This is a genomic window from Microbacterium proteolyticum (assembly GCF_029639405.1).
GTDB lineage: Bacteria > Actinomycetota > Actinomycetes > Actinomycetales > Microbacteriaceae > Microbacterium.
The window spans coordinates 2,984,376-3,008,505 of sequence record NZ_CP121274.1 but is presented as its reverse complement, the minus strand read 5'-3'; the positions used below and the strand labels follow the sequence as shown (position 1 = coordinate 3,008,505).

23 protein-coding genes and 1 tRNA gene are annotated in these 24,130 nt (G+C 70.8%); 20 read left to right on the top strand and 4 right to left on the bottom strand.

The window, feature by feature from the left end; translation table 11 throughout:
• Positions 1–7: 7 nt before the first annotated feature.
• The 8 genes from P8R59_RS15065 (at position 8) to P8R59_RS15030 (ending at position 7,986) form a co-directional block, all read left to right on the top strand.
• Positions 8–1,036 (top strand): PhoH family protein, encoded by a 1,029-nt coding sequence (locus P8R59_RS15065; protein ID WP_278103840.1) that lies wholly within the window; start codon positions 8–10, stop codon positions 1,034–1,036.
• Positions 1,033–1,500 carry an rRNA maturation RNase YbeY gene (gene ybeY, locus P8R59_RS15060; protein WP_077051526.1) on the top strand — a complete coding sequence of 156 codons (468 nt, stop codon included), beginning with the start codon at positions 1,033–1,035 and terminating at the stop codon, positions 1,498–1,500. The genes P8R59_RS15065 and ybeY overlap by 4 nt, the downstream gene beginning before the upstream one ends.
• Positions 1,497–2,810 (top strand): hemolysin family protein, encoded by a 1,314-nt coding sequence (locus tag P8R59_RS15055; protein ID WP_077051525.1) that lies wholly within the window; start codon positions 1,497–1,499, stop codon positions 2,808–2,810. The genes ybeY and P8R59_RS15055 overlap by 4 nt, the downstream gene beginning before the upstream one ends.
• Positions 2,807–3,700: a GTPase Era gene (era, locus tag P8R59_RS15050; protein WP_278101721.1), complete on the top strand. Its 894-nt coding sequence runs from the start codon at positions 2,807–2,809 to the stop codon at positions 3,698–3,700. The genes P8R59_RS15055 and era overlap by 4 nt, the downstream gene beginning before the upstream one ends.
• A 34-nt stretch (positions 3,701–3,734) precedes the next feature.
• A complete protein-coding gene (locus P8R59_RS15045) occupies positions 3,735–4,682 on the top strand; it encodes a quinone oxidoreductase family protein (RefSeq protein ID WP_278101720.1) in 948 nt (315 codons plus the stop codon).
• The gene (locus P8R59_RS15040) at positions 4,679–5,269 is read left to right on the top strand and encodes a GNAT family N-acetyltransferase (protein ID WP_278101719.1); all 591 of its coding nucleotides are present in this window, start codon (positions 4,679–4,681) and stop codon (positions 5,267–5,269) included. Before P8R59_RS15045 ends, P8R59_RS15040 begins: the two co-directional genes overlap by 4 nt.
• 150 nt (positions 5,270–5,419) lie before the next feature.
• A complete protein-coding gene (leuA, locus tag P8R59_RS15035; RefSeq protein WP_278101718.1) occupies positions 5,420–7,180 on the top strand; it encodes a 2-isopropylmalate synthase in 1,761 nt (586 codons plus the stop codon).
• Between the two features lie 47 nt (positions 7,181–7,227).
• Positions 7,228–7,986 (top strand): methyltransferase domain-containing protein, encoded by a 759-nt coding sequence (locus P8R59_RS15030; protein WP_278101717.1) that lies wholly within the window; start codon positions 7,228–7,230, stop codon positions 7,984–7,986.
• Positions 7,987–8,077: 91 nt separating this feature from the next.
• On the opposite strand, the gene P8R59_RS15025 is transcribed toward P8R59_RS15030, so the two are convergent.
• Positions 8,078–8,788 (bottom strand): SDR family NAD(P)-dependent oxidoreductase, encoded by a 711-nt coding sequence (locus P8R59_RS15025; protein ID WP_278101716.1) that lies wholly within the window; start codon positions 8,786–8,788, stop codon positions 8,078–8,080.
• Positions 8,789–8,856: 68 nt separating this feature from the next.
• On the opposite strand from P8R59_RS15025, the gene P8R59_RS15020 reads away from it, so the two are divergent.
• The gene (locus tag P8R59_RS15020) at positions 8,857–9,390 is read left to right on the top strand and encodes a TetR/AcrR family transcriptional regulator (protein WP_278101715.1); all 534 of its coding nucleotides are present in this window, start codon (positions 8,857–8,859) and stop codon (positions 9,388–9,390) included.
• Positions 9,391–9,459: 69 nt separating this feature from the next.
• Here the strand turns inward: P8R59_RS15020 and P8R59_RS15015 are convergent, their stop codons facing one another.
• Positions 9,460–10,167: a trimeric intracellular cation channel family protein gene (locus P8R59_RS15015; RefSeq protein WP_431606859.1), complete on the bottom strand. Its 708-nt coding sequence runs from the start codon at positions 10,165–10,167 to the stop codon at positions 9,460–9,462.
• A gap of 73 nt (positions 10,168–10,240) precedes the next feature.
• Here P8R59_RS15015 and recO point away from each other — a divergent pair, with 73 nt between their 5' ends.
• From recO to P8R59_RS14965, 10 genes are all read left to right on the top strand, one after another.
• Entirely contained in the window at positions 10,241–10,969 is a 729-nt protein-coding gene (recO, locus tag P8R59_RS15010) for a DNA repair protein RecO (RefSeq protein WP_077051521.1), read from the top strand.
• Positions 10,966–11,772, top strand: a complete 807-nt coding sequence (locus P8R59_RS15005; RefSeq protein ID WP_278101713.1) for an isoprenyl transferase — start codon at positions 10,966–10,968, stop codon at positions 11,770–11,772. The genes recO and P8R59_RS15005 overlap by 4 nt, the downstream gene beginning before the upstream one ends.
• Before the next feature lie 46 nt (positions 11,773–11,818).
• Positions 11,819–12,511, top strand: a complete 693-nt coding sequence (locus tag P8R59_RS15000) for a DsbA family oxidoreductase (protein ID WP_077051519.1) — start codon at positions 11,819–11,821, stop codon at positions 12,509–12,511.
• 70 nt (positions 12,512–12,581) lie between these two features.
• Positions 12,582–13,748 carry a tRNA dihydrouridine synthase DusB gene (dusB, locus tag P8R59_RS14995; RefSeq protein ID WP_077051518.1) on the top strand — a complete coding sequence of 389 codons (1,167 nt, stop codon included), beginning with the start codon at positions 12,582–12,584 and terminating at the stop codon, positions 13,746–13,748.
• Positions 13,738–15,072, top strand: coding sequence for a deoxyguanosinetriphosphate triphosphohydrolase (locus P8R59_RS14990; RefSeq protein ID WP_278101712.1), 1,335 nt, complete (start codon positions 13,738–13,740; stop codon positions 15,070–15,072). The genes dusB and P8R59_RS14990 overlap by 11 nt, the downstream gene beginning before the upstream one ends.
• On the top strand, positions 15,072–16,922 hold the full coding sequence (gene dnaG, locus P8R59_RS14985) for a DNA primase (RefSeq protein WP_278101711.1): 1,851 nt from the start codon (positions 15,072–15,074) through the stop codon (positions 16,920–16,922). Before P8R59_RS14990 ends, dnaG begins: the two co-directional genes overlap by 1 nt.
• 45 nt (positions 16,923–16,967) lie before the next feature.
• Positions 16,968–17,741, top strand: a complete 774-nt coding sequence (locus P8R59_RS14980) for an ATP-binding cassette domain-containing protein (protein WP_077051515.1) — start codon at positions 16,968–16,970, stop codon at positions 17,739–17,741.
• A 62-nt stretch (positions 17,742–17,803) separates the two neighbouring features.
• Positions 17,804–17,876 (top strand) — tRNA-Asn (locus P8R59_RS14975).
• Positions 17,877–18,009: 133 nt separating this feature from the next.
• Complete coding sequence (gene glsA / locus P8R59_RS14970; RefSeq protein WP_278101710.1) at positions 18,010–18,942, top strand: glutaminase A; 933 nt, start codon at positions 18,010–18,012, stop codon at positions 18,940–18,942.
• 79 nt (positions 18,943–19,021) lie between these two features.
• Positions 19,022–21,376, top strand: coding sequence for an acyltransferase family protein (locus P8R59_RS14965; protein WP_278101709.1), 2,355 nt, complete (start codon positions 19,022–19,024; stop codon positions 21,374–21,376).
• Positions 21,377–21,380: 4 nt separating this feature from the next.
• Here P8R59_RS14965 and P8R59_RS14960 read toward each other — a convergent pair whose 3' ends face one another.
• Together P8R59_RS14960 and def are read right to left on the bottom strand one after the other, a co-directional pair.
• On the bottom strand, positions 21,381–22,433 hold the full coding sequence (locus P8R59_RS14960; protein ID WP_278101708.1) for a hypothetical protein: 1,053 nt from the start codon (positions 22,431–22,433) through the stop codon (positions 21,381–21,383).
• Positions 22,434–22,508: 75 nt separating this feature from the next.
• Positions 22,509–23,075, bottom strand: a complete 567-nt coding sequence (def, locus tag P8R59_RS14955; RefSeq protein ID WP_278101707.1) for a peptide deformylase — start codon at positions 23,073–23,075, stop codon at positions 22,509–22,511.
• Positions 23,076–23,116: 41 nt separating this feature from the next.
• Here def and P8R59_RS14950 point away from each other — a divergent pair, with 41 nt between their 5' ends.
• On the top strand, positions 23,117–24,079 hold the full coding sequence (locus tag P8R59_RS14950; protein WP_278101706.1) for a DMT family transporter: 963 nt from the start codon (positions 23,117–23,119) through the stop codon (positions 24,077–24,079).
• The last annotated feature ends 51 nt before the right edge of the window (positions 24,080–24,130 follow it).

The following is a 24,130-nucleotide window of genomic DNA, read 5'->3' as shown; positions in this document are numbered from 1 at the left end:
CGTCGCCATGGTCCAGCTCCTGGGCCCCCACGACCGCCTGCTGCGCGTGGTCGAGAAGGAGCACCCCGAGGTCGACGTCCACGTGCGCGGCAACGAGATCACCCTCACCGGGGGCGCATCGGCCGTGGCCGCGGCGAAGGGTCTCGTCGAGGAGCTCCTCACGATGACCCGCAACGGCCAGGGCCTCGACCCGTCCGATGTCTCGAGCTCCAGCCGCATCCTCCGCTCCGACGGCGGGCCCCGCCCGTCCGAGGTGCTCGGCGAGGCGATCCTGTCGTCGCGCGGCAAGGTCATCCGCCCCAAGACCCTGGGGCAGAAGGCGTACGTCGACGCGATCGAAGAGAACACGATCGTCTTCGGCATCGGCCCCGCCGGTACCGGCAAGACCTACCTCGCGATGGCGAAGGCCGTGCAGGCGCTGCAGCGCAAAGAGGTCAGCCGCATCATCCTCACGCGTCCCGCCGTCGAGGCGGGGGAGCGCCTGGGGTTCCTCCCGGGGAGCCTCACCGACAAGATCGACCCGTACCTGCGCCCGCTGTACGACGCGCTCAACGAGATGATGGACCCCGACATCGTCCCGAAGCTCATGGCGACGGGCACCATCGAGGTCGCGCCGCTGGCGTACATGCGCGGCCGCACGCTCAACGACTCGTTCGTCGTGCTCGACGAGGCGCAGAACACCACGCCCGAGCAGATGAAGATGTTCCTCACGCGTCTTGGGTTCGGCACGCGCATGGTGGTCACCGGCGACATCACGCAGATCGACCTGCCGCAGGGCGCGTCCGGTCTGAGGCTGGTCACGCGGGTGCTCGGCGACATCGACGACATCCACTTCTCGTACCTCACGAGCGCCGACGTCGTGCGTCACACGCTCGTCGGCCGTATCGTCGATGCGTACAGCGAATACGACGAGAAGCGTCTCGTGGCCCGCCGCGAACGCGACGAGGCATCCGAATTCGCCAGCCGTGCCGAACGCCGTAGCGCCGCCCGTCCCGCGGGTCCGCGCGATCACCTCCCGAGACGAAACCGCTCATGACCATCGAGATCAACAACGAATCCGGCCACGACGTCGACGAGCAGGTACTGCTGCGTCTGATGGAGTACAACCTCGCCGAGCTCCACGTGAGCCCGGACGCCGACGTCGCCATCGTGCTCGTCGACGAGGGGGCGATGGAGTCCCTCCACGTGCAGTGGATGGACGAGCCGGGCCCGACCGACGTGCTGAGCTTCCCGATGGACGAGCTGCGCCCCGGGACCGAGGACTCGCCCACCCCCGCGGGCCTCCTCGGCGACATCGTGCTGTGCCCCGCCGTGGCCGAGACCCAGGCCGTCACCGCGAAGCACTCCACGCAGGACGAACTGATCCTCCTCACCACCCACGGGCTTCTGCACCTCCTCGGCTTCGACCACGCCGAACCCGACGAGGAGCGCGAGATGTTCGGCCTGCAGCGCGAGCTCATCACCGGTTTCCAGGCCGTCGAGCGCCGTCGCCGCGCATGACCGCGGCCCTCCTCCTCGTCGCCGCCCTCGTCCTCGTCGCCTTCGGCGGCTTCATGGCGGCGTCCGAGGCGGCCCTGGGGGTCACCTCCCGGGCCGACCTGGCCGAACTCGGCGCGGGAGGGCGCAACGCCCGCGCGCTCCAGCGGATCGCCGACGACCCGAGCGCGCACGTCACGGCCGTGGTGTTCATCCGCGTGCTGGCCGAGACCACCGCGGCCGTCCTCGTCGCGGCGGCGTTCATGCTCCTGTTCGACAACATCTGGCTGGCCCTGATCGCGGCGGCCGTCCTCATGACCGGCATCTCGTTCGTGGTCGTGGGCGCGAGTCCGCGGGCGGTGGGTCGTCAGCACGCCACCGGCCTGCTGCGGGGCGGGGCGCCGATCATCCGGGGCATGCGCATCCTGCTCGGGCCGCTCGCGCACGGGCTCGTCGCGGTCGGCGACCGCATCACGCCGGGCCTCGCCCGCTCGACGTCGTTCGCGTCGGAGGAGCAGCTCCTGAGCATCATCGACGAGGCCGCCGAGAACGAGCTCATCGAAGAGGACGATCGCGAACTCATCCACTCGGTGTTCGATTTCACCGACCGCTACGTGCGCGAGGTCATGGTGCCGCGCACCGACATGGTGACGGTGGATGCCGCGGCCACGACCCGCGAGGCGCTTGCCCTGTTCCTCGACAAGGGCGTGTCCCGCGTGCCCCTCGCCGACGACGAGGCCGACGACATCGTCGGCATGCTGTACCTGAAGGACCTCGTGCAGTTCGCGTTCCGCGAGGAGGAGGGCTGGCGCGACGCGCCGATCCGCCGGATCGCCCGCCCGGCGGTGTTCGTCCCCGAGACGATGAAGGCCGAGACCCTGCTCCAGCAGATGAAGAAGGATGCCGTGCACGTGTGCCTCGCCGTCGATGAGTACGGCGGTGTGTCGGGGCTCGTCACGCTGGAGGATCTCATCGAGGAGCTCGTGGGCGACATCTCCGACGAGTACGACGCGCCCTCGACGGAGGTCGTGCCGCTGGAGGACGGCCGCTACCGCGTGAGCGCGCGCCTCGGTCTCGACGAGGTCGGCGACCTGTTCGGTCTGGAACTCGACGACGAGGACGTGGACTCGATCGGCGGGCTGCTGGGCAAGGCGCTCGGCCGGATCCCGCAGCCCGGCGCCACCGCCGAGCACTCCGGCCTGGTCATGACCGGCGGTGCGTCCCGGGGGCGTAACCGCGGCATCGCGACGGTGATCGTCGAGCGGGCCGACGACGACGAGGAAGACGACGAGACGGCGCCCGCGGGCTCCGCTCGCGAGAGGAACGACAGATGAGCGCCACCCGATCCGGCTTCGTGACCTTCGTCGGTCGCCCCAACGTGGGGAAGTCGACCCTGACGAACGCCCTCGTGGGCGAGAAGGTCGCCATCACGAGCGACAAGCCGCAGACGACGCGTCGCGCGATCCGCGGCATCGTCAATCGCCCAGGCGGCCAGCTCGTCGTGGTCGACACGCCCGGCATCCATCGTCCGCGCACGCTGCTGGGCCAGCGTCTCAACGACCTGGTCGAGCAGGTGCTCGGCGATGTCGACGTCATCGCGTTCTGCGTCCCCGCGACCGAGAAGGTCGGTCCCGGAGACCGTCGCATCGCCGAATCCCTGTCGGGATACCCGCGGGCGAAGAAGGTCGCCCTGGTGACGAAGACGGATGCCGCGAGCCGCGAACAGATCACCGAGCGGCTCATCGAGGTCGACGCGCTGCGCGAGGACTGGGCGGCCGTGATCCCCCTGTCGGCCGTGACGCGGGATCAGCTCGACGTGCTGAGCGACGAGCTGCTCTCGCTGATGCCCGAGGGGCCGGCGCTCTACCCCGACGACGTCGTCACCGATGAGTCGCTCGAGGACCGGATCGCCGAGATCATCCGCGAGGCGGCTCTCGACGGCGTGCGCGACGAGCTGCCGCACTCCATCGCCGTGACCATCGAAGACGTCGCGCCGCGAGAGGGCACCGACCTCACCGACATCTTCGCCAACATCGTGGTCGAGCGCGACAGCCAGAAGGCCATCATCATCGGCCATAAGGGTTCGCGACTCGCCGGCGTCGGCGCCCGCGCGCGGAAGGGCATCGAGCCGCTCGTGGGCAGTCGGGTATACCTGTCCCTGCACGTGCGCGTGGCCAAGGAATGGCAGCGCGACCCCAAGCAGCTCGGTCGACTCGGGTTCTGAGCAGGCCGCCCGCGACGAAAGGACGACGACGATCATGGCGAAGCAGTGGCGGGCGCACCAGCCCGGTCCGGTGGAGGACTGGACGTTCGACGAGGTCGAGGTGCCGGCACCCGGTCCCGGTGAGGTCACGATCCGCGTCCACGCGGCCGGAATCAACCCCGCGGATGCCAAGCACGTCGCATCCGCGCGATCCGGGGCGGAGTTCCCCGCCGCGATCGGGTACGAGCTGTCCGGGGAGATCACCGCGCTCGGACCCGACGCGGTCGGCGGTTCGGGCGAGCTCGCCGTGGGCGACGAGGTCGTGGCGTTCCGGGTCCGGGGCGCGTACGCGACCGAGCTGAACGTCCCCGCGCGCGACGTGTTCGCCACGCCCGCGACGCTGTCGCACCCCGAGGCGGCGAACCTCCTCCTCGCCGGCACGACCGCGGCCGAGATGATCCAGGTCACGCGCGCCGCCGAGGGCGAGACCGTGCTGCTGCACGCCGCGTCCGGCGCCGTGGGCGTGAGCCTGCTGCAGCAGGCGCGGGTGCTCGGCATCCGCGTGATCGGCACGGTCGGACCCGACTCCGCGGAGTCCGCGGAGCGCGTCCGTCGGTACGGCGGGATCCCGGTCGCTTACGGAGACGGGCTCGAGGAGCGCGTCATCGAGGCGGCCGCGGGCGAGCCGATCGCCGCGGCGTGGGACGCCGTCGGCACCGACGAGGCGATCGACGTCTCGCTCGCGCTCGTCGCGGAGCGCGACCGCATCGTCACGATCGTCGCGCCGCAGCGTGCCGAGTCGGACGGCATCCTGTGGGTCGCCGGCGCCCGTCCGGAGAGCGCCCGGTTCCGCGACATCGCCCGGCCCCGGATCCTGGAGCTTGCGGCATCCGGGGATCTGGAAGTCCCGGTCGCGCGCACGTTCGCGCTGACCGACGCGAAGGACGCCGTGCGGTTCGTGATGCAGGGCCACCCCGGCGGCAAGGTCGCGCTGCTGCCGTGACCGGGTCTCCGTTCGTGCTCTCTCCGGCGCCCGCGCGCGTCGATGTCGTGCGCGAACGCGTGCGGCTGCGCCCCCTCGAGGACGCCGGCGTCGACGCGATGATGGTGGTGTACCGAGGCGACCCCGACGTGTGCCGTTTCCTCCCCTTCGAACCGCAGAGCCCGGACGACATCCGTGAGCGGATCGGCCACCTCTTCGGTGGGACGAGCCTCGAGGGCGAGCGCGGGGGACTGGTGGTCGCGATCGAGCGACTCGACGACGGCGCCGTGGTCGGCGATCTCGTGCTGTTCCACCTCGACCCGGCCTCGGGCACCGCCGAGATCGGGTGGGTCGTCAACCCGGCCGCCGCCGGACGGGGCCTGGCGACCGAGGCCGTCCGCGCCCTCATCGACACCGCGTTCTCGGTGTACGGGTTGCGGCGCCTGGTCGCCCGAATCGACCCCGACAACGTCCGATCGGTCGCCCTGGCCGAACGCCTCGGCATGCGGCGCGAGGCGCACCTCGTCGAGAGCGGGTGGTTCAAGGACCGGTGGAGCGACGAGGTCGACTACGCGGTGCTGGCGCGCGAGTGGACGCCGATCGCGTGAGGCGCGGCGCGCGCGGGTGCTACGATCGCAGAATGCGCTTCGGTGGCCTGCTTCTTCTTAGCTGCCGCGACGAGTCCTCGTTCTAAGGGCCTTCCTCGTCGCGGAGCTCGTCGTCGGCCCCATCAGACAGACAAAAGAAGCGACCCCCTCATGAAGAACACTCAGAAGCCCACGTCCGCTCCGGTCCACAAGTACCGTCCGTTCCACGAGCAGATCCGCGTCGACCTGCCCGACCGCACGTGGCCCAGCAAGCGCATCGAGACCGCACCCCGCTGGTGCGCCGTCGACCTGCGTGATGGAAACCAGGCCCTCATCGATCCGATGAGCCCCGAGCGCAAGCGGGTCATGTTCGACCTGCTGGTGCAGATGGGCTACAAGGAGATCGAGGTCGGCTTCCCGAGCGCCAGCCAGACCGACTTCGACTTCGTCCGACAGTTGATCGAGGAAGACCTCATCCCGGATGACGTGACGATCCAGGTGCTGACCCAGGCGCGCGAGCACCTCATCCAGCGGACGTACGAGGCGATCGCCGGTGCCAAGCAGGCGATCGTGCACCTGTACAACTCCACGTCCGTGCTGCAGCGCGAGGTCGTCTTCCGCACCGACCAGCAGGGCATCGTCGACATCGCCCTCGAGGGCGCCCGCCTGTGCAAGAAGTACGAGGCGACGATCCCCGACACGGACGTCTACTACGAGTACTCGCCCGAGAGCTACACGGGCACCGAGCTCGAGTTCGCGCTGCGCATCTGCAACGAGGTCCTGGAGATCTTCCAGCCGACCCCCGAGCGCAAGGTCATCCTGAACCTGCCCGCCACGGTCGAGATGGCGACCCCGAACGTCTACGCCGACTCGATCGAGTGGATGTCACGGAACCTCAACCACCGCGAGAACGTGATCCTGTCGCTGCACCCGCACAACGACCGGGGCACCGCCGTCGCGGCGGCGGAACTCGGCTACATGGCCGGCGCCGACCGCATCGAAGGCTGCCTCTTCGGCAACGGCGAGCGGACCGGCAACGTCGACCTGGTCGCCCTGGGCGTCAACCTGCTGACGCAGGGCATCGACCCGCAGATCGACTTCAGCGACATCGACCAGGTCAAGCGCACCGTCGAGTACTGCAACCAGCTGCCCGTGCCCGAGCGCAGCCCGTGGGCCGGCGATCTGGTGTTCACCGCCTTCAGCGGTTCGCATCAGGATGCCATCAAGAAGGGCTTCGAGGCGATGGAGGCCCGGGCCGCAGCCGAGGGCAAGAGCATCGACGACATCGAGTGGGCGGTTCCGTACCTGCCCATCGATCCGAAGGACCTGGGTCGCTCCTACGAGGCCGTCATCCGCGTGAACTCGCAGTCCGGCAAGGGTGGCGTCGCGTACCTGCTGAAGGCCGACCACGCCCTCGACCTGCCTCGCAAGCTGCAGATCGAGTTCTCCGGTGTCGTCCAGACCCGCACCGACGCCGAGGGCGGCGAGGTCTCGAGCGCCCAGATCTGGGACATCTTCACCGACGAGTACCTGCCGACGACCGAGGACGACCAGCGCTGGGGCCGCTTCGAGCTGCTCTCGACCCGGTCCTCCAGCGACATGTCCGGCGACGTCTCGCTCGAGGTGACGCTGCGCGACGGCGACTCGACGCATCCCGCGTCGGCGGTCGGCAACGGCCCCGTCGCCGCGTTCCTCGAGATCGTGCGCGCGCAGGGCTTCGACGTGACGCTGTACGACTACGTGGAGCACGCCCTCAGCTCGGGCGGCGACGCGCAGGCTGCGGCGTACATCGAGCTGCAGGTCGACGACCAGCGCCTGTGGGGCGTGGGCATCGACAACGACATCTCGACGGCGTCGCTCAAGGCGATCGTGTCGGGCGTCAACCGGGCCATCCGCACGCGTCAGCGCTCCGGCGCCCTCGCCGGCGTCTGATCGTCTGAGGCACGGCCGTGGCGTACGCCCACGGACACCATGAGAGCGTGCTGCGTTCCCACGCGGCGCGAACCGTCGCCGATTCGGCGGCCTACCTGGTGTCCTCGCTGTTCGCCGGTGCCCGCGTCCTGGACGTGGGCGCCGGCCCCGGCACCATCACCGTCGACCTCGCCGACCGGGTCTTCCCGGGGCGGGTCGTGGGGATGGATGCCGCTCCCGACGTCGTCGAGATCGCCCGCGCTGCGATCGGCGAGCGCACGAACGTCGAGTTCCTCGTCGGTGACGCTTATGCGCTCGACCTCCCGGATGCCTCGTTCGACATCGTCCACGCCCACCAGACCCTGCAGCACCTGGCGCGACCGGTGGACGCGCTGCGCGAGTTCCGGCGGGTCGCCGGTCCCGACGGTCTGGTCGCGGCGCGTGATGTGGACTACGGCGGGGTGATCTGGCATCCACGGATCCCGGCCCTCGACGAGTGGCTCGCGCTCTACGACGCGGTGCACCGCGGCGTGTCGGGCGAGCCGAACGCGGGCCGAGTCCTCAAGGCGTGGGCGCGCGAGGCCGGGTTCACCCGGATCGAGGCGAGCGCGAGCGTGTGGGTGTTCGACACGCCCGAGAAGCGCGCGTGGTGGGGCGGGATGTGGGCCGACCGGGTCGTGGCATCCGCTTTCGCCGGGCACGCCCGCCGACTGGGCCTCGCCGACGACGCGACGCTCCAGCGCATCTCCGACGCCTGGCGCGCCTGGGCCGCCGACCCTGACGGGTGGATCCTCCTCCCGCACGGCGAGGTCCTCGCCCGCGCCTAGGCGGTCCCGTCTCTGCGCGAGTCGCCAGGATTTGTCGCTTCCGGGCGCGCGAGCGCGACAATTCTTGGCGACTCACACGGGTCGGGGCAGGTCACCAGGGGACCGGCGCGCCGGTCCGGTCCAGGAAGCGGAGGCCGGGCGTGCCGCGCTGCGCCTCCACGGTGTCGATGAGGGGCGGGATCGCCTCGTCGATCTCGAGGCCCGCGCCGGCGCCGCCCATGTCGGTGCGGATCCATCCAGGCGCGAGCAGTAGCAGGGCGCGCGCGTCGTTCGGGTGACGCGCGGCGAAACTGCGCATCAGCTGGTTCAACGCCGCCTTCGACGCGCGGTACACCTCGAACCCGCCCGACGTGTTGTTCGTGATGCTGCCCTGTCCCGACGACAGGACCGCGATCGTTCCGGTGTCGGCGACGAACGGGTGCAGCCTCTCGACGACACGCATCGCCCCGAGCGCGTTCGTCGCCAGGGTACGGGCGAAGTCGTCGTCGTCGATGTCGGCCGCCACCTGCGACTGAGGTGCGAGCGAGATTCCGGCGACCACGAACAGCAGGTCGAACGTGCGACCCCGCAGGCGGTTCGCGAGGGCGGTGATCTCCGCGCCGTCGGCGATGTCGACGTGCTCGAACTCGACACGGTCGGGAGCGGCGTCCCGCACCGCCCGCAGCGACTTCGAGACATCCCCGCGCACGGTCGCGACGACTCGCGCGCCTCGATCGACGTAGGTCCGGGCGATCGCGAGACCGAGACCGCGCGAGGCACCGACCACGAGAACCGATCGGTGGGACAGGGGCGTGTGTGCCATGGCATCCTCCACTCAACAAATGATGAGCGAAACTCTACACTCTCGCTCATCAGCTGTAGAGTGAAGTCATGGAGGTCACAGGGTCCCGCGCGGAGAAGCGCGCAGCGACGGCGGAACGCATTCTGCTCGCGGCCCGCGCGGAGTTCGGCGACCGCGGGATGGACGGAGCCACCATCCGCGGGATCGCGGCTCGCGCGGGGATCGATCCCTCCCTGGTGCTCCAGCACTACGGGTCGAAAGCCGCATTGTTCGCACTCGCGGTCGAACCCGTGGCCGACCTCGGCGACGGAGACGTCGAGTCCCACCTGAGCGACGTGCTCGACGTTCGCCTCCGCGAGCTCGACCCCGCCACACGGGCCCTGTTGCGGTCGATGCTGACATCCTCGGACGCGGCTCAGGCTCTGCGCGCCCATCTCGAGAACCGCGCGGACGCGCTGGCCGACGGCCGCGGCGATGAGGGGCGGATGCGCGCGGCGATCCTGGTCTCGAGCATCCTGGGAGTCACCATCGCCCGACACTTCCTCGACCTCCCCGCGCTCAGCGATCTGGACGGAGATCAGGCGGCGCACATCCTCGGCGCGCTGCTCGAACCGCCCGCGTGAGTCGCCAGGATTTGTCGCCTGGAGGCACGCCCAAGCGACAAATTCTGGCGACTCACGCGAAGCCGCCCCTCACGCGTCCGGGTCGACCCGGATGATCGGGATGCCGGTCGTCTCGACCGCGACCTTGCGGCGGTAGAGCTTGCGCTGCTCGGGGAGCGACAGGTCGAACAGCACCGCGAGGACGCGGATCACCGTCGTCACCACGACGCCGACCACGGCCGCCACGGGGAGCGGCACGCCGAACGCCGCGACCGTCGCGAGCACGGCGCACCCGCCCCCGGCCGCCACCGCGTACAGCGAACCGACGTGCATGATCGCCACCGGCAGCCCCATGAGCACGTCGCGCAGCACGCTGCCGCCCGCCGCGGCCACGACGCCGACGAACACCGCCGGCACCGCCGGGAGTCCGAGGGCGAGCGCCTTGGACGTGCCGAACGCCCCGAACAGTCCGATCACGACGGCGTCGAGCAGGACGATCGCGCGGTTGAGGCGTTGGAAGATCCCCGACAGCAGCATCCCGACGAGGGAGGCCCCGATCGCCGTGAGCAGGTACCAGTTGTTCTGCAGGGTCGAGGGAGTGACCCCGAGCAGGAGGTCGCGGATGAGTCCGCCGCCCATCCCGAGAAGTATGCCGATGATGGCGACCCCGAGGAGGTCGAGCCGTCGCTGACCCTGGAATCCCGCGGCGAACAGCGCGCCCTGCACGCCGCCCAGCGCGACGGCGGTGAGGTCGGCCCACAGCGGGATGATGAAGACGGGCGGGTTCACGGCATCCATTCTCCCGCCCCGCCTGCGCGGGCCCGCGCGCGGCGCACCGCCGACTCCCGGGGTCGCGGACGGATAATGGACTGTGCCCACCTACCGCGACGAAGTCGTGGTCCTGCGTACCCACAAGCTCGGGGAGGCGGACCGCATCGTCACCCTCCTCAGCCGACGCCACGGCAAGATCCGCGCGGTGGCGAAGGGCGTGCGCCGCACCTCGTCACGGTTCGGGTCGCGGCTGGAACCGTTCATGGTCGCGGACGTGCAGCTCTACCAGGGCCGGAACCTCGACATCGTGCAGCAGGCCGAGTCGCTCGGCGCCTACGGGGCCGACATCGCGCAGCACTACGACCGGTACACGACCGCCAGCGCCATGGTCGAGACCGCCGACCGGCTGAACGAGGCCGAGGCCACGCCGCAGCAGTACCTCCTTCTCGTCGGGGGACTCCGGTCGCTCGCGCGCGGCGACCACGCCGCCCGGAGCGTCCTGGACTCCTACCTGCTGCGCGCAATGGCCCTCTCGGGCTGGGCCCCCGGTCTCGGCGAATGCGCGCGATGCGGCACGGTCGGCGAGCACGACTACTTCCTCGCCCAACTCGGGGGCGTCGTGTGCGCGTCCTGCGCGCCCGCGGGCTCGCCGCGCGTCGCCCGCGACACCGTCGATCTGCTCCGCGCGCTCATCGCGGGGGAGTGGGACGTCGTGGACGCGGCCCCCGGTCGCACCACCGCCGCCGCCTCGGGCCTGGTCGCCACCTACGCGCAGTTCCACCTCGAGCGCGGCATCCGTTCCCTCTCGCACCTGGAATCGAATCGATGACCCCGAAGCCGCTCACGCACCGCAACGCCGCCCCCTACCGCCCCCTCGACTGGACGGGGGAGTACCCACCGGCGTTCCCGAAGGGGTCGGTTCCCGCGCATATCGCGATCGTCATGGACGGCAACGGCCGCTGGGCGAACCGCCAGGGCCTCCCGCGGATCGAAGGGCACCGGGCCGGGGAGGCGACCATCCTCGACATCGTCGCGGGAGCGATCCAGGCGGGCGTGAAGCACCTGTCGCTGTACGCCTTCTCGACCGAGAACTGGACGCGGTCGCCCGACGAGGTCCGCTTCCTCATGGGATTCAACCGCGAGGTGCTCCAGCGCCGCCGCGACCAGCTGAACGAGTGGAACGTGCGGGTCCGCTGGGCCGGGCGCAGGCCCCGCCTGTGGGGCTCGGTCATCAACGAGCTGCAGGCGGCAGAACGCCTCACCGCCGGAAACGACGGCCTCACCCTGACGATGTGCGTCAACTACGGCGGTCGCCTGGAGATCGTGGATGCCATGCGGCGCCTCGGCGAGGACATCGCCGCCGGCAAGGTGAAGCCGTCGGCGATCAGCGAGAAGATGATCGCGAAGAACCTCTACGTGCCCGACATGCCCGACGTCGACCTGTTCCTCCGCTCCAGCGGCGAGCAGCGCACCTCGAACTTCCTCCTGTGGGAGTCGGCGTACGCCGAGATGGTGTTCCTCGACACGCTGTGGCCCGATTTCCGGCGCCGGCACCTGTGGGACGCGATCGGGCTGTACGTGTCCCGCGATCGACGGTTCGGCGGCGCGGTCGACACGCCGACCGCGCGATGAATGCCGTTTTCGGAATAAGCCCGTCACCCGAAAGGTTGCACACGACATGACGGATGCCATCAAGATCGACGTGTGGAGCGACATCGCCTGCCCCTGGTGCTTCATCGGGAAGCGCAACCTTGAGAACGGCCTCGCCGCCACCGCCGATGACGACGACGCCCCGGTCGTCGAGATTGAGTACCACTCGTTCGAGCTCTCGCCCGACACCCCCGTCGACTTCGTCGGCGGCGAGGTGGACTACCTCTCGCAGCACAAGGGCATCTCGCCCGCTCAGGCGCGCGAGATGCTCGACCGCGTCACCGGCGTCGCCGCCGAGGCGGGACTCGAGTACCGCTTCGACATCCTGCAGCACACCAACACCGTGAAGGCGCACGAGCTGCTGCACTTCGCCAAGGAGCAGGGTCGCCAGCTCGACCTGTCGGAGCGCCTGATGGCGGCCTACTTCCTCGAAGGCAAGCACGTCGGCCGCGACGACGACCTCGTCGAGCTCGCGGTGGAGGTCGGCCTGGATGCCGAGCTCGCCCGCGAGGCCCTCGCCTCGGGGCGCTTCCGCGACGCGGTCCGCGCCGACCAGGCGCAGGCCCAAGCCTACGGCATCAGCGGGGTCCCGTTCTTCGTGATCGACGGCAAGTACGGCGTCAGCGGAGCCCAGCCCGTCGAGGCCTTCACCCAGATCGCCCGTCAGGTGTGGGACGAGCGTCGCGCGGCGGCCACCGAGCCGGAGACCGCCCAGGCGTGACCCCTCCTCCCCAGTCCACCTCGCGCGCGGGGCGGCACCGTCCCCGCGCGAGGTCTGGGAGAATGGAACGATGACCACGGCATTGGCCCCGGAGCGCACCCTGCGCATCGGCCCCATCGAACTCGACGCCCCCGTCGTGCTCGCGCCCATGGCCGGAATCACCAACACGGCGTTCCGGCGACTGTGCCGCGAGTACGGAGCCGGGCTCTACGTCAGCGAGATGATCACGACGAGGGCCCTCGTCGAACGCAACGACACGACGATGCGCCTCATCCGCCACCACGAGTCGGAGACACCGCGCTCGATCCAGCTGTACGGCGTCGACCCCGCGACGGTTGAAGCCGCGGTGCGCCTGATCGTCGAGGAAGACCACGCCGACCACATCGACCTCAACTTCGGCTGCCCCGTCCCGAAGGTGACGCGCCGCGGCGGCGGTGCCGCGCTGCCCTGGAAGCTCACGCTGTTCCGCGAGATCGTCGAACGCGCGGTGCGCGCGGCGGGCGACCTCCCGCTCACGATCAAGATGCGCAAGGGCATCGACGCCGACCACCTCACGTACCTCGAGGCGGGACGCGTCGCCGAGGGTGCCGGTGTCGCCTCCATCGCGCTGCACGCCCGCACGGCCTCCGAGTTCTACTCGGGCACCGCCGACTGGAGCGCGATCGCGAAGCTCAAAGAGACCGTGACGAGCGTCCCCGTCCTCGGCAACGGCGACATCTGGTCGGCCGCGGACGCGGTGCGGATGATGGACGAGACCGGGTGCGACGGCGTGGTCGTCGGCCGCGGATGCCTCGGGCGCCCGTGGCTGTTCGGCGACCTGGCGCGCGCGCTCGGCCGCCCCGGCGCGGCTCCCGGCGAGCCCGTCGACGCGACGCTCGGGTTCGTCGCGCGGGCGTTCCGCCGCCACGCCGAGCTGCTGGTGGAGTTCTTCGAGGACGAGGGGCGCGGATGCCGTGACATCCGAAAGCACGTCGCCTGGTACTTCAAGGGCTACCCCGTCGGCGGTGAGCTGCGCGCGAGCCTCGCGACCGCGTCGACGCTGGACGAGATCGACGAGCTGCTGGCCACGATGGACCTCGACGCGCCCTACCCGGGCGAGGCGGCCGAAGGGCAGCGCGGTCGCGCCGGCACGCCGAAGCGTCCCGCCCTGCCCGACGGATGGCTCGACTCCCGTGAGATCGGCGTCGACGCCGGCCGCGCCCTCGCCGACGCGGAACTGCACCACAGTGGCGGATGAGGCGGTGGTGGGCGTCGCACGCCCGTCCGGGTACGACGACGTCGACGCCGCCCGGTTCCATGAGGAGCAGCACCGCTCCCAGCGCGACGATTTCGCGCGCGACCGCGCGCGCGTGCTCCATTCGGCAGCTCTGCGACGCCTCGCCGCCAAGACGCAGGTGCTCAGCCCCGCCAGCCCTGCCGATTTCGCCCGCAACCGTCTGACGCATTCGCTCGAGGTGGCGCAGGTCGGGCGCGAGCTCGCCACCGCGCTCGAGCTCTCTCCCGACGTCGTCGACACCGCGTGCCTCAGCCATGACCTGGGGCACCCGCCCTTCGGCCACAACGGCGAGCGGGCGCTCAACGAGTGGGCGGAGGACATCGGCGGCTTCGAGGGCAACGCGCAGACGCTGCGCATCCTTACGCGGCTCGAGCCCAAGGTGATCGGTCCCGACGGGCACTCCTTCGGCCTCAACCTCACCCGGGCGAGCCTGGATGCCACGTGCAAGTACCCGTGGACGGCCGATGCGCCGCTGCCCGACCCGGGCGGGCGGTTGAAGTTCGGCGTCTATCCGGACGACGAGCCCGTCTTCCATTGGATGCGCGACGGCGCGCCCGGCCGGGTGCGCTGCATCGAGGCCGAGGTCATGGATCTCTCCGACGACATCGCGTACTCGGTGCACGACTTCGAGGACGCGGTCGTCAACCGTTATATCGACCCCGCCCTCCTGGCATCCCCGGCCGGCCACGAGTCCCTGCTCACCGCGATCCAGACGTGGGTCGGATACGACTTCGCGCGCGATGAACTGGCCGACGCGCTGTACCGCCTGATGCGTCTGCCCGAGTGGATCGGCTCGTTCGACGGGTCGCGTCCGGCGCTCGCCCGGTTGAAGAACCTGACGTCCGACCTCATCGGGCGCTTCGCCCGCGCGGCCACCACCGCCACCCGCGAGGCCTACCCGGCCCGCGACCTCACGCGTTACCGTGCGCACGTGGTCGTTCCCCGCGTCGTGGAGGCCGAGATGGCGGTGCTGAAGGGCATCATCGGCGCCACCGTCGTCTCGATCGACGGCCGGAAGGCGCTGTACCGCGAGCAGCGACGCGTCCTGAAGCGGCTTGCATCCGCCCTGTGGGAGCACCCCGACGCGCTCGACACCCTGCACGCGCCCGACTTCGACACCGCCGTCGACGACGTCGCACGGCGCCGGGTCGTCGTCGACCAGGTCGCGAGTCTCACCGATCAGCACGCGATCGCGTGGCACGGACGGCTCGTGGGCGAAGTGGATGCCGCCGAGCTCGGCATCTGGGCGCCGGGCGCCCGACCGCCGCGGGGAGCGGATGCCTGATGGCGGGGCGTATCCGGCAGACCGACATCGACGAGGTCAAGGCGCGGGTCAACATCGCCGACGTCGTCGGTGAGCGCGTCGCGCTGAAGCCCGCCGGCGTCGGGTCGATGAAGGGGCTGTGCCCCTTCCACGACGAGCGCAGCCCCAGTTTCCACGTGCGCCCCCAGGTCGGGTACTACCACTGCTTCGGCTGCGGGGAGTCGGGTGACGTGTACTCGTTCCTCCGCGCGATGGACCACGTGTCGTTCACCGAGGCCGTGGAACGCATGGCCGCGCGCGTCGGCTACACCCTGCACTACGAAGACGGCGGGGCCGCTCCCGAGACGACCGGCCGCTCCCGCCTGTATGCCGCGAACGCGGCGGCCGCCGAATACTTCCGGGGGCAGTTGATGTCGCCCGAGGCCGACACCGCGCGCCGTTTCCTGGGCGACCGCGGGTTCGACGCGGGTGCCGCCGCGCACTTCGGCGTCGGCTACGCCCCCAAGGGGTGGTCCTCCCTCATGGACCACCTGCTCGGGCAGAAGTTCTCGCGCGACGAGCTCGTGCAGGCGGGGCTCGTGTCCCAGGGGCAGCGCGGTGTGTACGACCGGTTCCGTGGGCGGGTCGTCTGGCCGATCCGCGACGTCACCGGGCAGGTCATCGGCTTCGGCGCGCGCAAGCTGTACGACGACGATCAGGGCCCCAAGTACCTCAACACCCCTGAGACGCCGATCTACAAGAAGGCGCAGGTGCTGTACGGCCTCGACCTCGCCAAGCGCGACATCTCGCGCGAGCACCGGGTCGTCGTGGTCGAGGGGTACACCGACGTCATGGCCTGCCATCTGGCGGGCATCACGACCGCGATCGCGTCGTGCGGGACGGCGTTCGGCAGCGACCACATCACGGTTCTCCGACGCGTGATGGGCGACGACACGTCGGCGGGCGAGGTCGTCTTCACCTTCGACCCGGATGCCGCCGGCCAGAAGGCTGCGTTGCGCGCCTTCGCCGATGAGAAGCGGTTCGCCGCGCAGACGTACGTGGCCGTGGCTCCCGAGGGCCTCGATCCGTGCGACCTGCGCCTGCAGCGCGGCGACGGCGCGGTGCGCGCGCTCATGGACAACAAGGCCCCGATGTTCGAGTTCGTCATCGACCAGCGCCTGAAGGACTACGACCTCTCCAGCGTCGAGGGCCGCGCGGGGGCGCTGCGGGCCGCGGCCCCGATCGTCGCCGACATCCGCGACCCGGCACTCCGCCCCGGTTACGTCCGGGTCCTCGCACGGCGTCTGGGGCTCGACATCCCCGAGGTGCAGAGCGCCGTCGAACGCGCGGCGCGCGGTGCGGATCGGGCCGAGAAGCGCGACGCGCAGCGCGGGGGAGCGGCAGAGGCTCCGGCCCCCGTGGCGGTGTCCGTGACGATGGCGCAGCTCCCCAACACCCGCGACGTCGCGCTCGAGCGCGGTGCGATGATGGCGTTCCTGCAGTACGGGCACCGCATCGAGCCGGATCTGTTCCTCCGCGCCCTGCAGACACCGTTCGGTCACCCCGCCCTCGAGGCGGTGCGGAGCACCCTGGCATCCACCGATCTGTCGCAACCGGGCTGGGCCGTGGCCGCCGTCGAAGCGGTACGCGAACCCTTCCGGACCCTTGCGGCCGAACTGCTCACGGCGGAGTTCCCCGCGCGCAATGAAGAGGGCGCGGTGGCCTCCGCGAACGACCTCGCGCGGGGCCTCCTCGTCCGCGAGCTCGAGCGGGAGAAGAACGGGCTGCTGCGCGACATCCAGCGTGTCCCGGCCGACTCCGAGGAGGGTCGGCGACTTCGTCTGCGACTGCGCGAATTGGATGCCGATCGCCAGAGGCTGACGGCTTCCTGACGCGTCGCGGTGGCGTCCGCGCCATCCGTCAGGGAGGATGTCCACATGCCCCGGACCCTCGACACCGCCGTCGCCATCCGAGCCGACGACCTCTCGCTCGCCCGAAACGGCGTGCGCGTCATCGACGGAGTCGCCTTCACGCTCGAGGCGGCGCACAGCCTCGTGGTGATGGGACCCACCGGCTCGGGCAAGACCTCCCTCGCATCTCTCCTGGCCGGACGCCCCGACGAGGGGCTGAGCGTCGTCGGGGGAGACGCGCGCGTCCACGGCATCTCCGCGCGGCATCCGGGTCGGGGGGTGCGCGAATGGACGTTCCACACCGGGTATCTGCCCCAGGGCGCGGGCGCGAACCTCCCCGCGCGGCTGACCGTGCACGAGGTCATCTCCGAGCCGATCACGGCCCGCGACCGTCGTGTGAACACGCGCGCCCTGGCGGTGCGCGTGGCGACGCTGCTCGATGAGATGGAGCTCCCCTTGGGAACGGCGCCGAAGTATCCGTACGAGCTGAGCGCGGGGATGCGGCAGCGGGTCGCGCTGGCCCGGGCGCTCGTGCTGGAACCGCGCCTGTTCGTCGCCGACGATCTGTACGCGAACCTCGACGTCGAGGTCCGACGGGCGGCGCGCACGGCAATCACGCGTCGCCGGGACGAGCGCGGAATGGCCTCTCTCGTGGTGACCAACGACGCCGACGCCCCCCGTGACCTGGATGCCGATGTGCTGGTGCTGCGCGGAGGTCACGTCGTCGCGTACGGCCACGGCGCCGAGGGACTCCAGTGGACTCCCGACGGCGCGCCCGACCGACGGATTTCGGCGGGCTGATTTTTCCGCTGCGGCACGGTGCTGTTAGTATCGTCTGGTTGCCCACCGCCAGGCGGGCATGATCCTCGGTAGCTCAATTGGCAGAGCAATCGGCTGTTAACCGATAGGTTCTTGGTTCGAGTCCAAGCCGGGGAGCGAGAGATCCGCGTCCATCTAAACGCGCCTCTCACCTAGGCCCGGGCTTCCACCCCGGGCCTTACCTTTTTTCCCGGGTCGCGGCTCAGCACCGGGCGACCCGGACCGCGCCTTCGCCTGACAGGCTGGGGGCATGGCATCCCCCTCCGATCCGCGTTCGTACGACCTCGACGGCCTCCGCGCCCGGGTTCTGCCCGATCGGGGCGGTCGCGTCGACGACAGCATCCCTCAGCTGGCGGATGCCGATCCCGATCTCTGCGCGATCGCGCTCGCCCTGCCCGACGGCGACGTGCGGTCGAGTTCGCAGAGCGACGTCGCGTTCAGCCTGCAGTCCGCGGTGAAGCCGTTCCTCTTCGCCCTCGCTCTGCTCGACACCGACGGTGAGGCCCTCGACCGCGTCGGCATCGAACCGACGGGTGAGGCGTTCGACGCCCTCAAGCTCGAGAGCGGGACCGGTCGCCCGCCGAACCCGATGGTCAACGCCGGCGCGCTGCTCACCGCGTCGCTCGTCGACGGCGACGGCGTCGAGGGGCGGATGGAGCGCATCTCGCGCGGCCTGGCCGCCTTCGCCGGGCGCGCGCTCGAGGTCGACGAAGCCATCGCCCACAACGAGCACCTGCTCGGCGACCGAAACCACGCGCTCGCCCACCTCATGCGCGCGGAGGGCACGATGCGCGTGAGCGCGGACGACGCCGTCGCGGTGTACGCCCGGGCGTGCGCGACCATGGTGGATGCCGAGACCCTCGCGCTCATGGGCGCGACGCTCGCGCTCGGGGGCGTGAACCCCCGCTCCGGAAGGCGGGTGGTACCGGCGCGCGTGGCGCGCGACGTGGTCTCGGTCATGGCGACCTGCGGGGTCTACGACGGCTCCGGCCGCTGGATGCGGGCGGTCGGCATCCCGGCGAAATCGAGCGTCTCGGGCGCGATCGTCCTGTCCGTCCCGGGGCGGCTCGGGGCCGCCGTGGTGAGTCCGCCGCTGGATGCGCAGGGGACGAGCGTCTGCGGGCGGCTCATCGCGGAGACGCTCGGCGAGGATCTCGGACTGCACAGCTTCGCGACGGGGTGACGCCCCGGATCCGCGCCATGGGAGCGGTTCCACTAAGCTCTCTCCGGCCGCACTCCGCGGCCCGGAAGGATGGCACACCGTGCCCAGCAGTGCGAGCCGTCCGCGTCGCGACCTGCAGGGGCTCCGGGCTCTCGCGGTAGTGGGGGTCGTGGCCGGCCACCTCACCGGGTGGCCGACCGGCGGGTTCGCCGGCGTCGACGTGTTCTTCGTCATCTCGGGCTTTCTCGTCACGGGCATCCTGCTGCGTGACTTCGACGCGTCCGGCTCGGTCGATCTGCGGGGGTTCTTCGCCCGCCGCCTTCGCCGGCTGCTGCCCGCCGCGATCCTCGTGCTGACGGTCGTCGTGAGCCTCGGGTACGTCGTGTTCCACCGCACTCGCGCCGACCAGACCCTGGGCGACGCGCTCTCGGCGCTCGGCCTGGTCTCGAACTGGAGGTTCGGGCTCGAGGGGCGCGACTACTTCTCCGCCACCGACGTGTCGCCGCTGCAGCACTTCTGGTCGCTGTCGATCGAGGAGCAGTTCTCGCTCGTGTGGCCGCTCCTGCTGGTCATCGCGGTGGCCGTCCTTCCGGTGGCGCGACGCCGGGGAGCGGTCACCCGCGCGGTCGTCGGCGTGATCGCGGTCCTCGTCGTCGCGGCCTCGGCCGGCGCCGCGGTCCAACTCACGGCGAGCGACCCCGCGGGCGCGTACTTCTCGACCCTCGCGCGCGCTGGGGAGCTCGGGGTCGGCGCGATCCTCGCCGCCCTCGCGCCCGCACTCGCGCGGATGCCCGCGCTGCTGCGCGGCGCGCTCGCGTGGCTCGGTCTCGCGGTGGTCGGGGCGTCCTTCCTCGTCATCGAACCCTCGTCGCCGTTCCCCGCGCCGTGGGCCGCCCTTCCGGTGGCCGGCGCGGCCCTCATCGTCGCGGGCGGCATCGGGGGAGACCCTCGCCACCGCCACCTCTTCCCGCTGACCAACCCGCTGAGTGTGGCGCTGGGCGACGTGTCCTACTCGCTGTACCTGTGGCATCTGCCCGTGATCGTGTTCGCCGGAGTCCTGCTCCCGCCGGGTCCTTCCTGGATGCCGATCGTGCTGCTGATCACCGCGGTGCTCACGATCGCGACGTACCTGGGTATCGAGCAGCCGATCCACCGGTCGCCGTGGCTCGAGCGCCGCCGTGCCGTGGGGGAGGAGCCGGTCGTTCCCGAGCCGGTCGCGGCGGCGCCGGTCGCGCGGCCGACGGCGCTCGCCTCCCGTCCCGCGGGGTGGGTGCCGGGCCAGCGGTACTACCCCGGGGCACGACCGCGGATGGGCGAGCCGGATGCCGCGCCCCTGGCGCCGGTCGACCCGGAACCGCCGACGGTCCCGGTTCCGCCGGTCGCACCCGAATCCGAACCACGACCGGGATCGGAGCCGGTGGTCGCCCCGTTGCGCCCGCCCACGTGGGCGGCGTGGCGCGAACGCTACTCGGCGCGGATCGGCCTGGCCACGGCCACGCTCACGATCGGCGCGGGCGCCACGGTCCTCGCGATCTTCGTGGCCTACGGCACCCCCGTCCTGCAGCTGCCCGCGCTAGTGGCCGCCCCTCCCGCCGCCGACCCGGCCGAGGTCGCCACGGCCCTCCCCACCCTGCAGGCGGAGCTCGCCGCGGCGGTGAGCGCGTCCACCTGGCCCGAGCTCCACCCCGGACTCGACGAGGTCATCCGCGAGTCGTCCTCCGACAACCGCGCGCACGACTGCTTCACCCCCGATGTCGCGCCCGATCCCGGCCGCTGCACGTTCGGCGATCCCGCGGCATCCCATCACCTGTATCTCGTGGGCGACTCCAGTGCCATGGCCTACGCACCGGCGATCGCGAAGCTCGCGGAGCAGAGCGGGGGCTCGTGGCGCGCGACCACGGTGGGGATGTACGGATGCCGCTTCACCGACGTCATGATCGAGAGCCGTGATCCGGCGGTCAACGCCGGGTGCCAGACACGAAAGGCGCAGGTGCGGGCGATGGTCGCGGCGGACCCGGCGGACCTCGTGATCGTCTCGAACGCCTTCACCCTGGGGACGGCGATCGGAGGTGCGTCTCTCGACCCCGCGCAACTGGCGACCTCGACCTTCGCGGAAGTCGGCACGTGGGCACCGACCGGGCGAACGGTGTTCCTCTCGCCGCCGCCGCACGGTGCCGACCTGAACCGGTGCTATTCGCCCCTGACCGGCCCGTCCTCCTGCCTGGCCGCGGTCGACGACGTGTGGACGCAGATGGAGACGGCGACCGAGGCGGAGGCGACCGCGACGGGCAACACCGCCATCAGCGCGCTGCCGTTCACCTGCGTTCAGAACGTCTGCCCCGCCTTTGCGGGCGACACACCGGTGCGCTACGACGAGACGCACCTGACTCCGGCGTTCGCCGAGCGCCTCGCGCCGATCCTTCAGCAGGAACTGCAGACGCGCGGCCTGTACTGAGGCGTCACACCAGCGAGACGGGCAGCTCCTCGCCGTCGCGCGGAGGCTTTTCCATAACGGATGCCGCCTGCGTGGCATCCAGGTAGCCCGGATGGCTGAAGCGGGAGAACTTGCCCTTCGGATCCTCCGGCGCGCGCGGAAGCCGGATGGATGCCGCACGAGTGATCGACAGAGCCGCGCCGCGCTCGACCTCGGTCATCACGAGACGGCCGCCCCGCCGCAGCAGAAGCGGGGCGCGGAACCCTCGGGGGCCCTCCAGCGTCAGGAAGAGTGTTCGAGGACCGCCCGGCACGGTGGATGCCACGGTGAGACGTGCGGACGACACCTCCGATGCGGCGAGCTCTCGGCCGCCGGCCCGGATGAGCCCGAGACCCGGGTTCACGCTGACGGCCGGGAAGCGACGCCACAACCACCACCCGCCGGTGACGCTCAGGACTGCCACGAGGAGGACGACGACGACCCAGGCGGCGGGCGCGTTCTCCAGGAGCAGCACGATCAGCCGGAGCGACGTGAACCCGAGCAGCAGGGCGAATCCCACGAACGACGCGGCGTAGAGGAGCATCGCCCCGATGTCACGCCTCGCGACGACCACCCAGACGTCCCCCTCCGGCGGCGCGGCGATCCCGGGCTGCACGGGGTCCGGATCCCCGCGTCGGCTGCGGGAGAGTTCGATCGCCACGACGATTCCGCCGGCTAGAGCCAACGCGCCGCCGATGACGAAGACGACGTTCGCGGGGGAGAGTGCCGCCCCGCTCAGCACCGTCGTCAGGACGCTGACGGCCGCGAGCACCGGAACCAGGAACGCCATGACGACGATCGCCCACATCGACCGCCGCGCGCGCCGACGCGCGTCGTCCGGGCTCACCGCCGCGCGGAGGGCTGCGCCTTCCGCGCGCACGAGGACCGTCACACCGAACACCGCCACTGCGACCCCCGCAGACAGGCACAGGGCCGCGAGGAGGCTCGCGACGCCTCCTCGGGGCAGCAGGACGGCGGATATCACGACCGCCACGGCTCCCGCGACGATCCACACCCAGCCCGCGACACGTTTGCCCACGACAACCCCCCGCGAACTGTCTAGCGGGGCCACCGGAGCGGAGAACAGGGGTTGCGCTCGGGGTGCCTCCCGGACTCAGGCGTCGATGTCGTCGACCCCCGGCATCCACGACGCGCCGGGCTTCCCCCACTTGCGCTTCTTGGCGATCTTCGCGACGATCCGGCTGTCCTCCTCGTCGAGCCGGTCGACGTACAGCACGCCGTCGAGGTGATCGAATTCGTGCTGCAGGATGCGGGCGCGCCAGCCCGACACCTCGATGCGGACCGGCTGACCCTCGAGGTCGATCCCCGTGAGCAACGCCGACTCCGACCGGCGCAGCGGGAACCGCTCACCGGGGAAGGACAGGCATCCTTCGGACTCCTCGTCCGGATCGGGGTAGCCCGGCTCGAGCGGACGGATCCACAACTCGGGGTTGATCACGACCCCGCGCCACGGCTGACCCTCGTCATCCTCGTACGTGTACGTGAAGATGCGGAGACCCACGCCGACCTGGGGGGCGGCGAGACCCACGCCGGGAGCGGCATCCATCGTCTCGAACATGTCGGCGACCAACGTACGGATCTCGTCGGTGATCTCGTCGACGCGGGAGGCGGGGGAGTGCAGGACGGGATCGCCCATGATGCGAATAGGGAGAACGGCCACGTCACCAGCCTATGCGGCGACGCGGCGGCTATCGTCGGAGGGTGATTCCGCTCGATGTCTCCCTCACCGACGGTATCGATCAGCTCGTCGGAGTCTTCCGCGATCCCCGCATCCTGCTCGGTATCCCGCTGGCGCTGTTGGGCGCGGTCTTCATGTCGTTTGGCGCGCAATACCAGCACCGCGGCGTGCAGAAGGTCGAACGCCTCTCCGGCAAGACGACCGGCGGACTCTCGCGATCGCAGGTCACGTCGCTGCTGACGCGCCCGTCCTGGGTCGCCGGCACCCTGATGCTGGCCCTCGCGATCGTGTGTCAGCTCGCGGCCCTGTCGGTCGCACCGTTGATCCTCGTGCAGCCGCTCGGCGCGATCGCCCTGGTCATCACGACGGTCCTGAACGCCCGGGTCAGCCACCACAAGCCGACGCGCCAGTCGCTCATCGCCATCGCAGCCTGCGTCGGCGGCATCTTCATCTTCGTCACGATCGCCGCGTTCTTCGCGACCGAGCACGTGGTCACCTCGCGCGAACTGTGGATCATCCTCGGCATCCTCGCCGTCGTGGTCGTCGTGTTCGGGGTGTTCTGGTTCCTCGTCCGGCGTCGCGCGCAGGCGCTGTTCTACATCATGGCCGCCGGCGTCATCTACGGTTTCGTCGCGACGCTCGCGAAGGTCATCATCAGCCGCATCCAGGCCGGAAACTTCGAGTGGCTGACGCTGCTGTGCGTCATCGCCCTGCTCGCCGCGGTCGCCGTCGGCGCCTACTTCGTGCAGACCGCATACTCGGTCGGGCCCCCCGACCTCGTGATCGCCGGTCTCACCGTCATCGATCCGATCGTCGCCGTGCTCATCGGACTCTCGGTGCTGGGCGAGGCCTCGACGGCTCCCGCCTGGGCGCTGATCGGCTTCGTCATCGCCGGCGCGATCGCCACGTGGGGCGTCATCCAGCTGACCCGCCACCACCCGCAGATCACCGCCGACGGCAAGCCGAAGAAGCCCCGCGTGCACTGACCGCGCGCGGCGCTGTCGATCCGCTCGAGCGCACACGACCGGGTCGAGCGC

Coding starts and splice junctions, on each gene's coding strand:
- P8R59_RS15065 (WP_278103840.1), top strand. CDS start 8: ATGGTCCAGCTCCTGGGCCCCCACGACCGCCTGCTGCGCGTGGTCGAG.
- ybeY (WP_077051526.1), top strand. CDS start 1,033: ATGACCATCGAGATCAACAACGAATCCGGCCACGACGTCGACGAGCAG.
- P8R59_RS15055 (WP_077051525.1), top strand. CDS start 1,497: ATGACCGCGGCCCTCCTCCTCGTCGCCGCCCTCGTCCTCGTCGCCTTC.
- era (WP_278101721.1), top strand. CDS start 2,807: ATGAGCGCCACCCGATCCGGCTTCGTGACCTTCGTCGGTCGCCCCAAC.
- P8R59_RS15045 (WP_278101720.1), top strand. CDS start 3,735: ATGGCGAAGCAGTGGCGGGCGCACCAGCCCGGTCCGGTGGAGGACTGG.
- leuA (WP_278101718.1), top strand. CDS start 5,420: ATGAAGAACACTCAGAAGCCCACGTCCGCTCCGGTCCACAAGTACCGT.
- P8R59_RS15025 (WP_278101716.1), bottom strand. CDS start 8,788: ATGGCACACACGCCCCTGTCCCACCGATCGGTTCTCGTGGTCGGTGCC.
- P8R59_RS15020 (WP_278101715.1), top strand. CDS start 8,857: ATGGAGGTCACAGGGTCCCGCGCGGAGAAGCGCGCAGCGACGGCGGAA.
- P8R59_RS15015 (WP_431606859.1), bottom strand. CDS start 10,167: ATGGATGCCGTGAACCCGCCCGTCTTCATCATCCCGCTGTGGGCCGAC.
- P8R59_RS15005 (WP_278101713.1), top strand. CDS start 10,966: ATGACCCCGAAGCCGCTCACGCACCGCAACGCCGCCCCCTACCGCCCC.
- P8R59_RS15000 (WP_077051519.1), top strand. CDS start 11,819: ATGACGGATGCCATCAAGATCGACGTGTGGAGCGACATCGCCTGCCCC.
- dusB (WP_077051518.1), top strand. CDS start 12,582: ATGACCACGGCATTGGCCCCGGAGCGCACCCTGCGCATCGGCCCCATC.
- dnaG (WP_278101711.1), top strand. CDS start 15,072: ATGGCGGGGCGTATCCGGCAGACCGACATCGACGAGGTCAAGGCGCGG.
- P8R59_RS14980 (WP_077051515.1), top strand. CDS start 16,968: ATGCCCCGGACCCTCGACACCGCCGTCGCCATCCGAGCCGACGACCTC.
- glsA (WP_278101710.1), top strand. CDS start 18,010: ATGGCATCCCCCTCCGATCCGCGTTCGTACGACCTCGACGGCCTCCGC.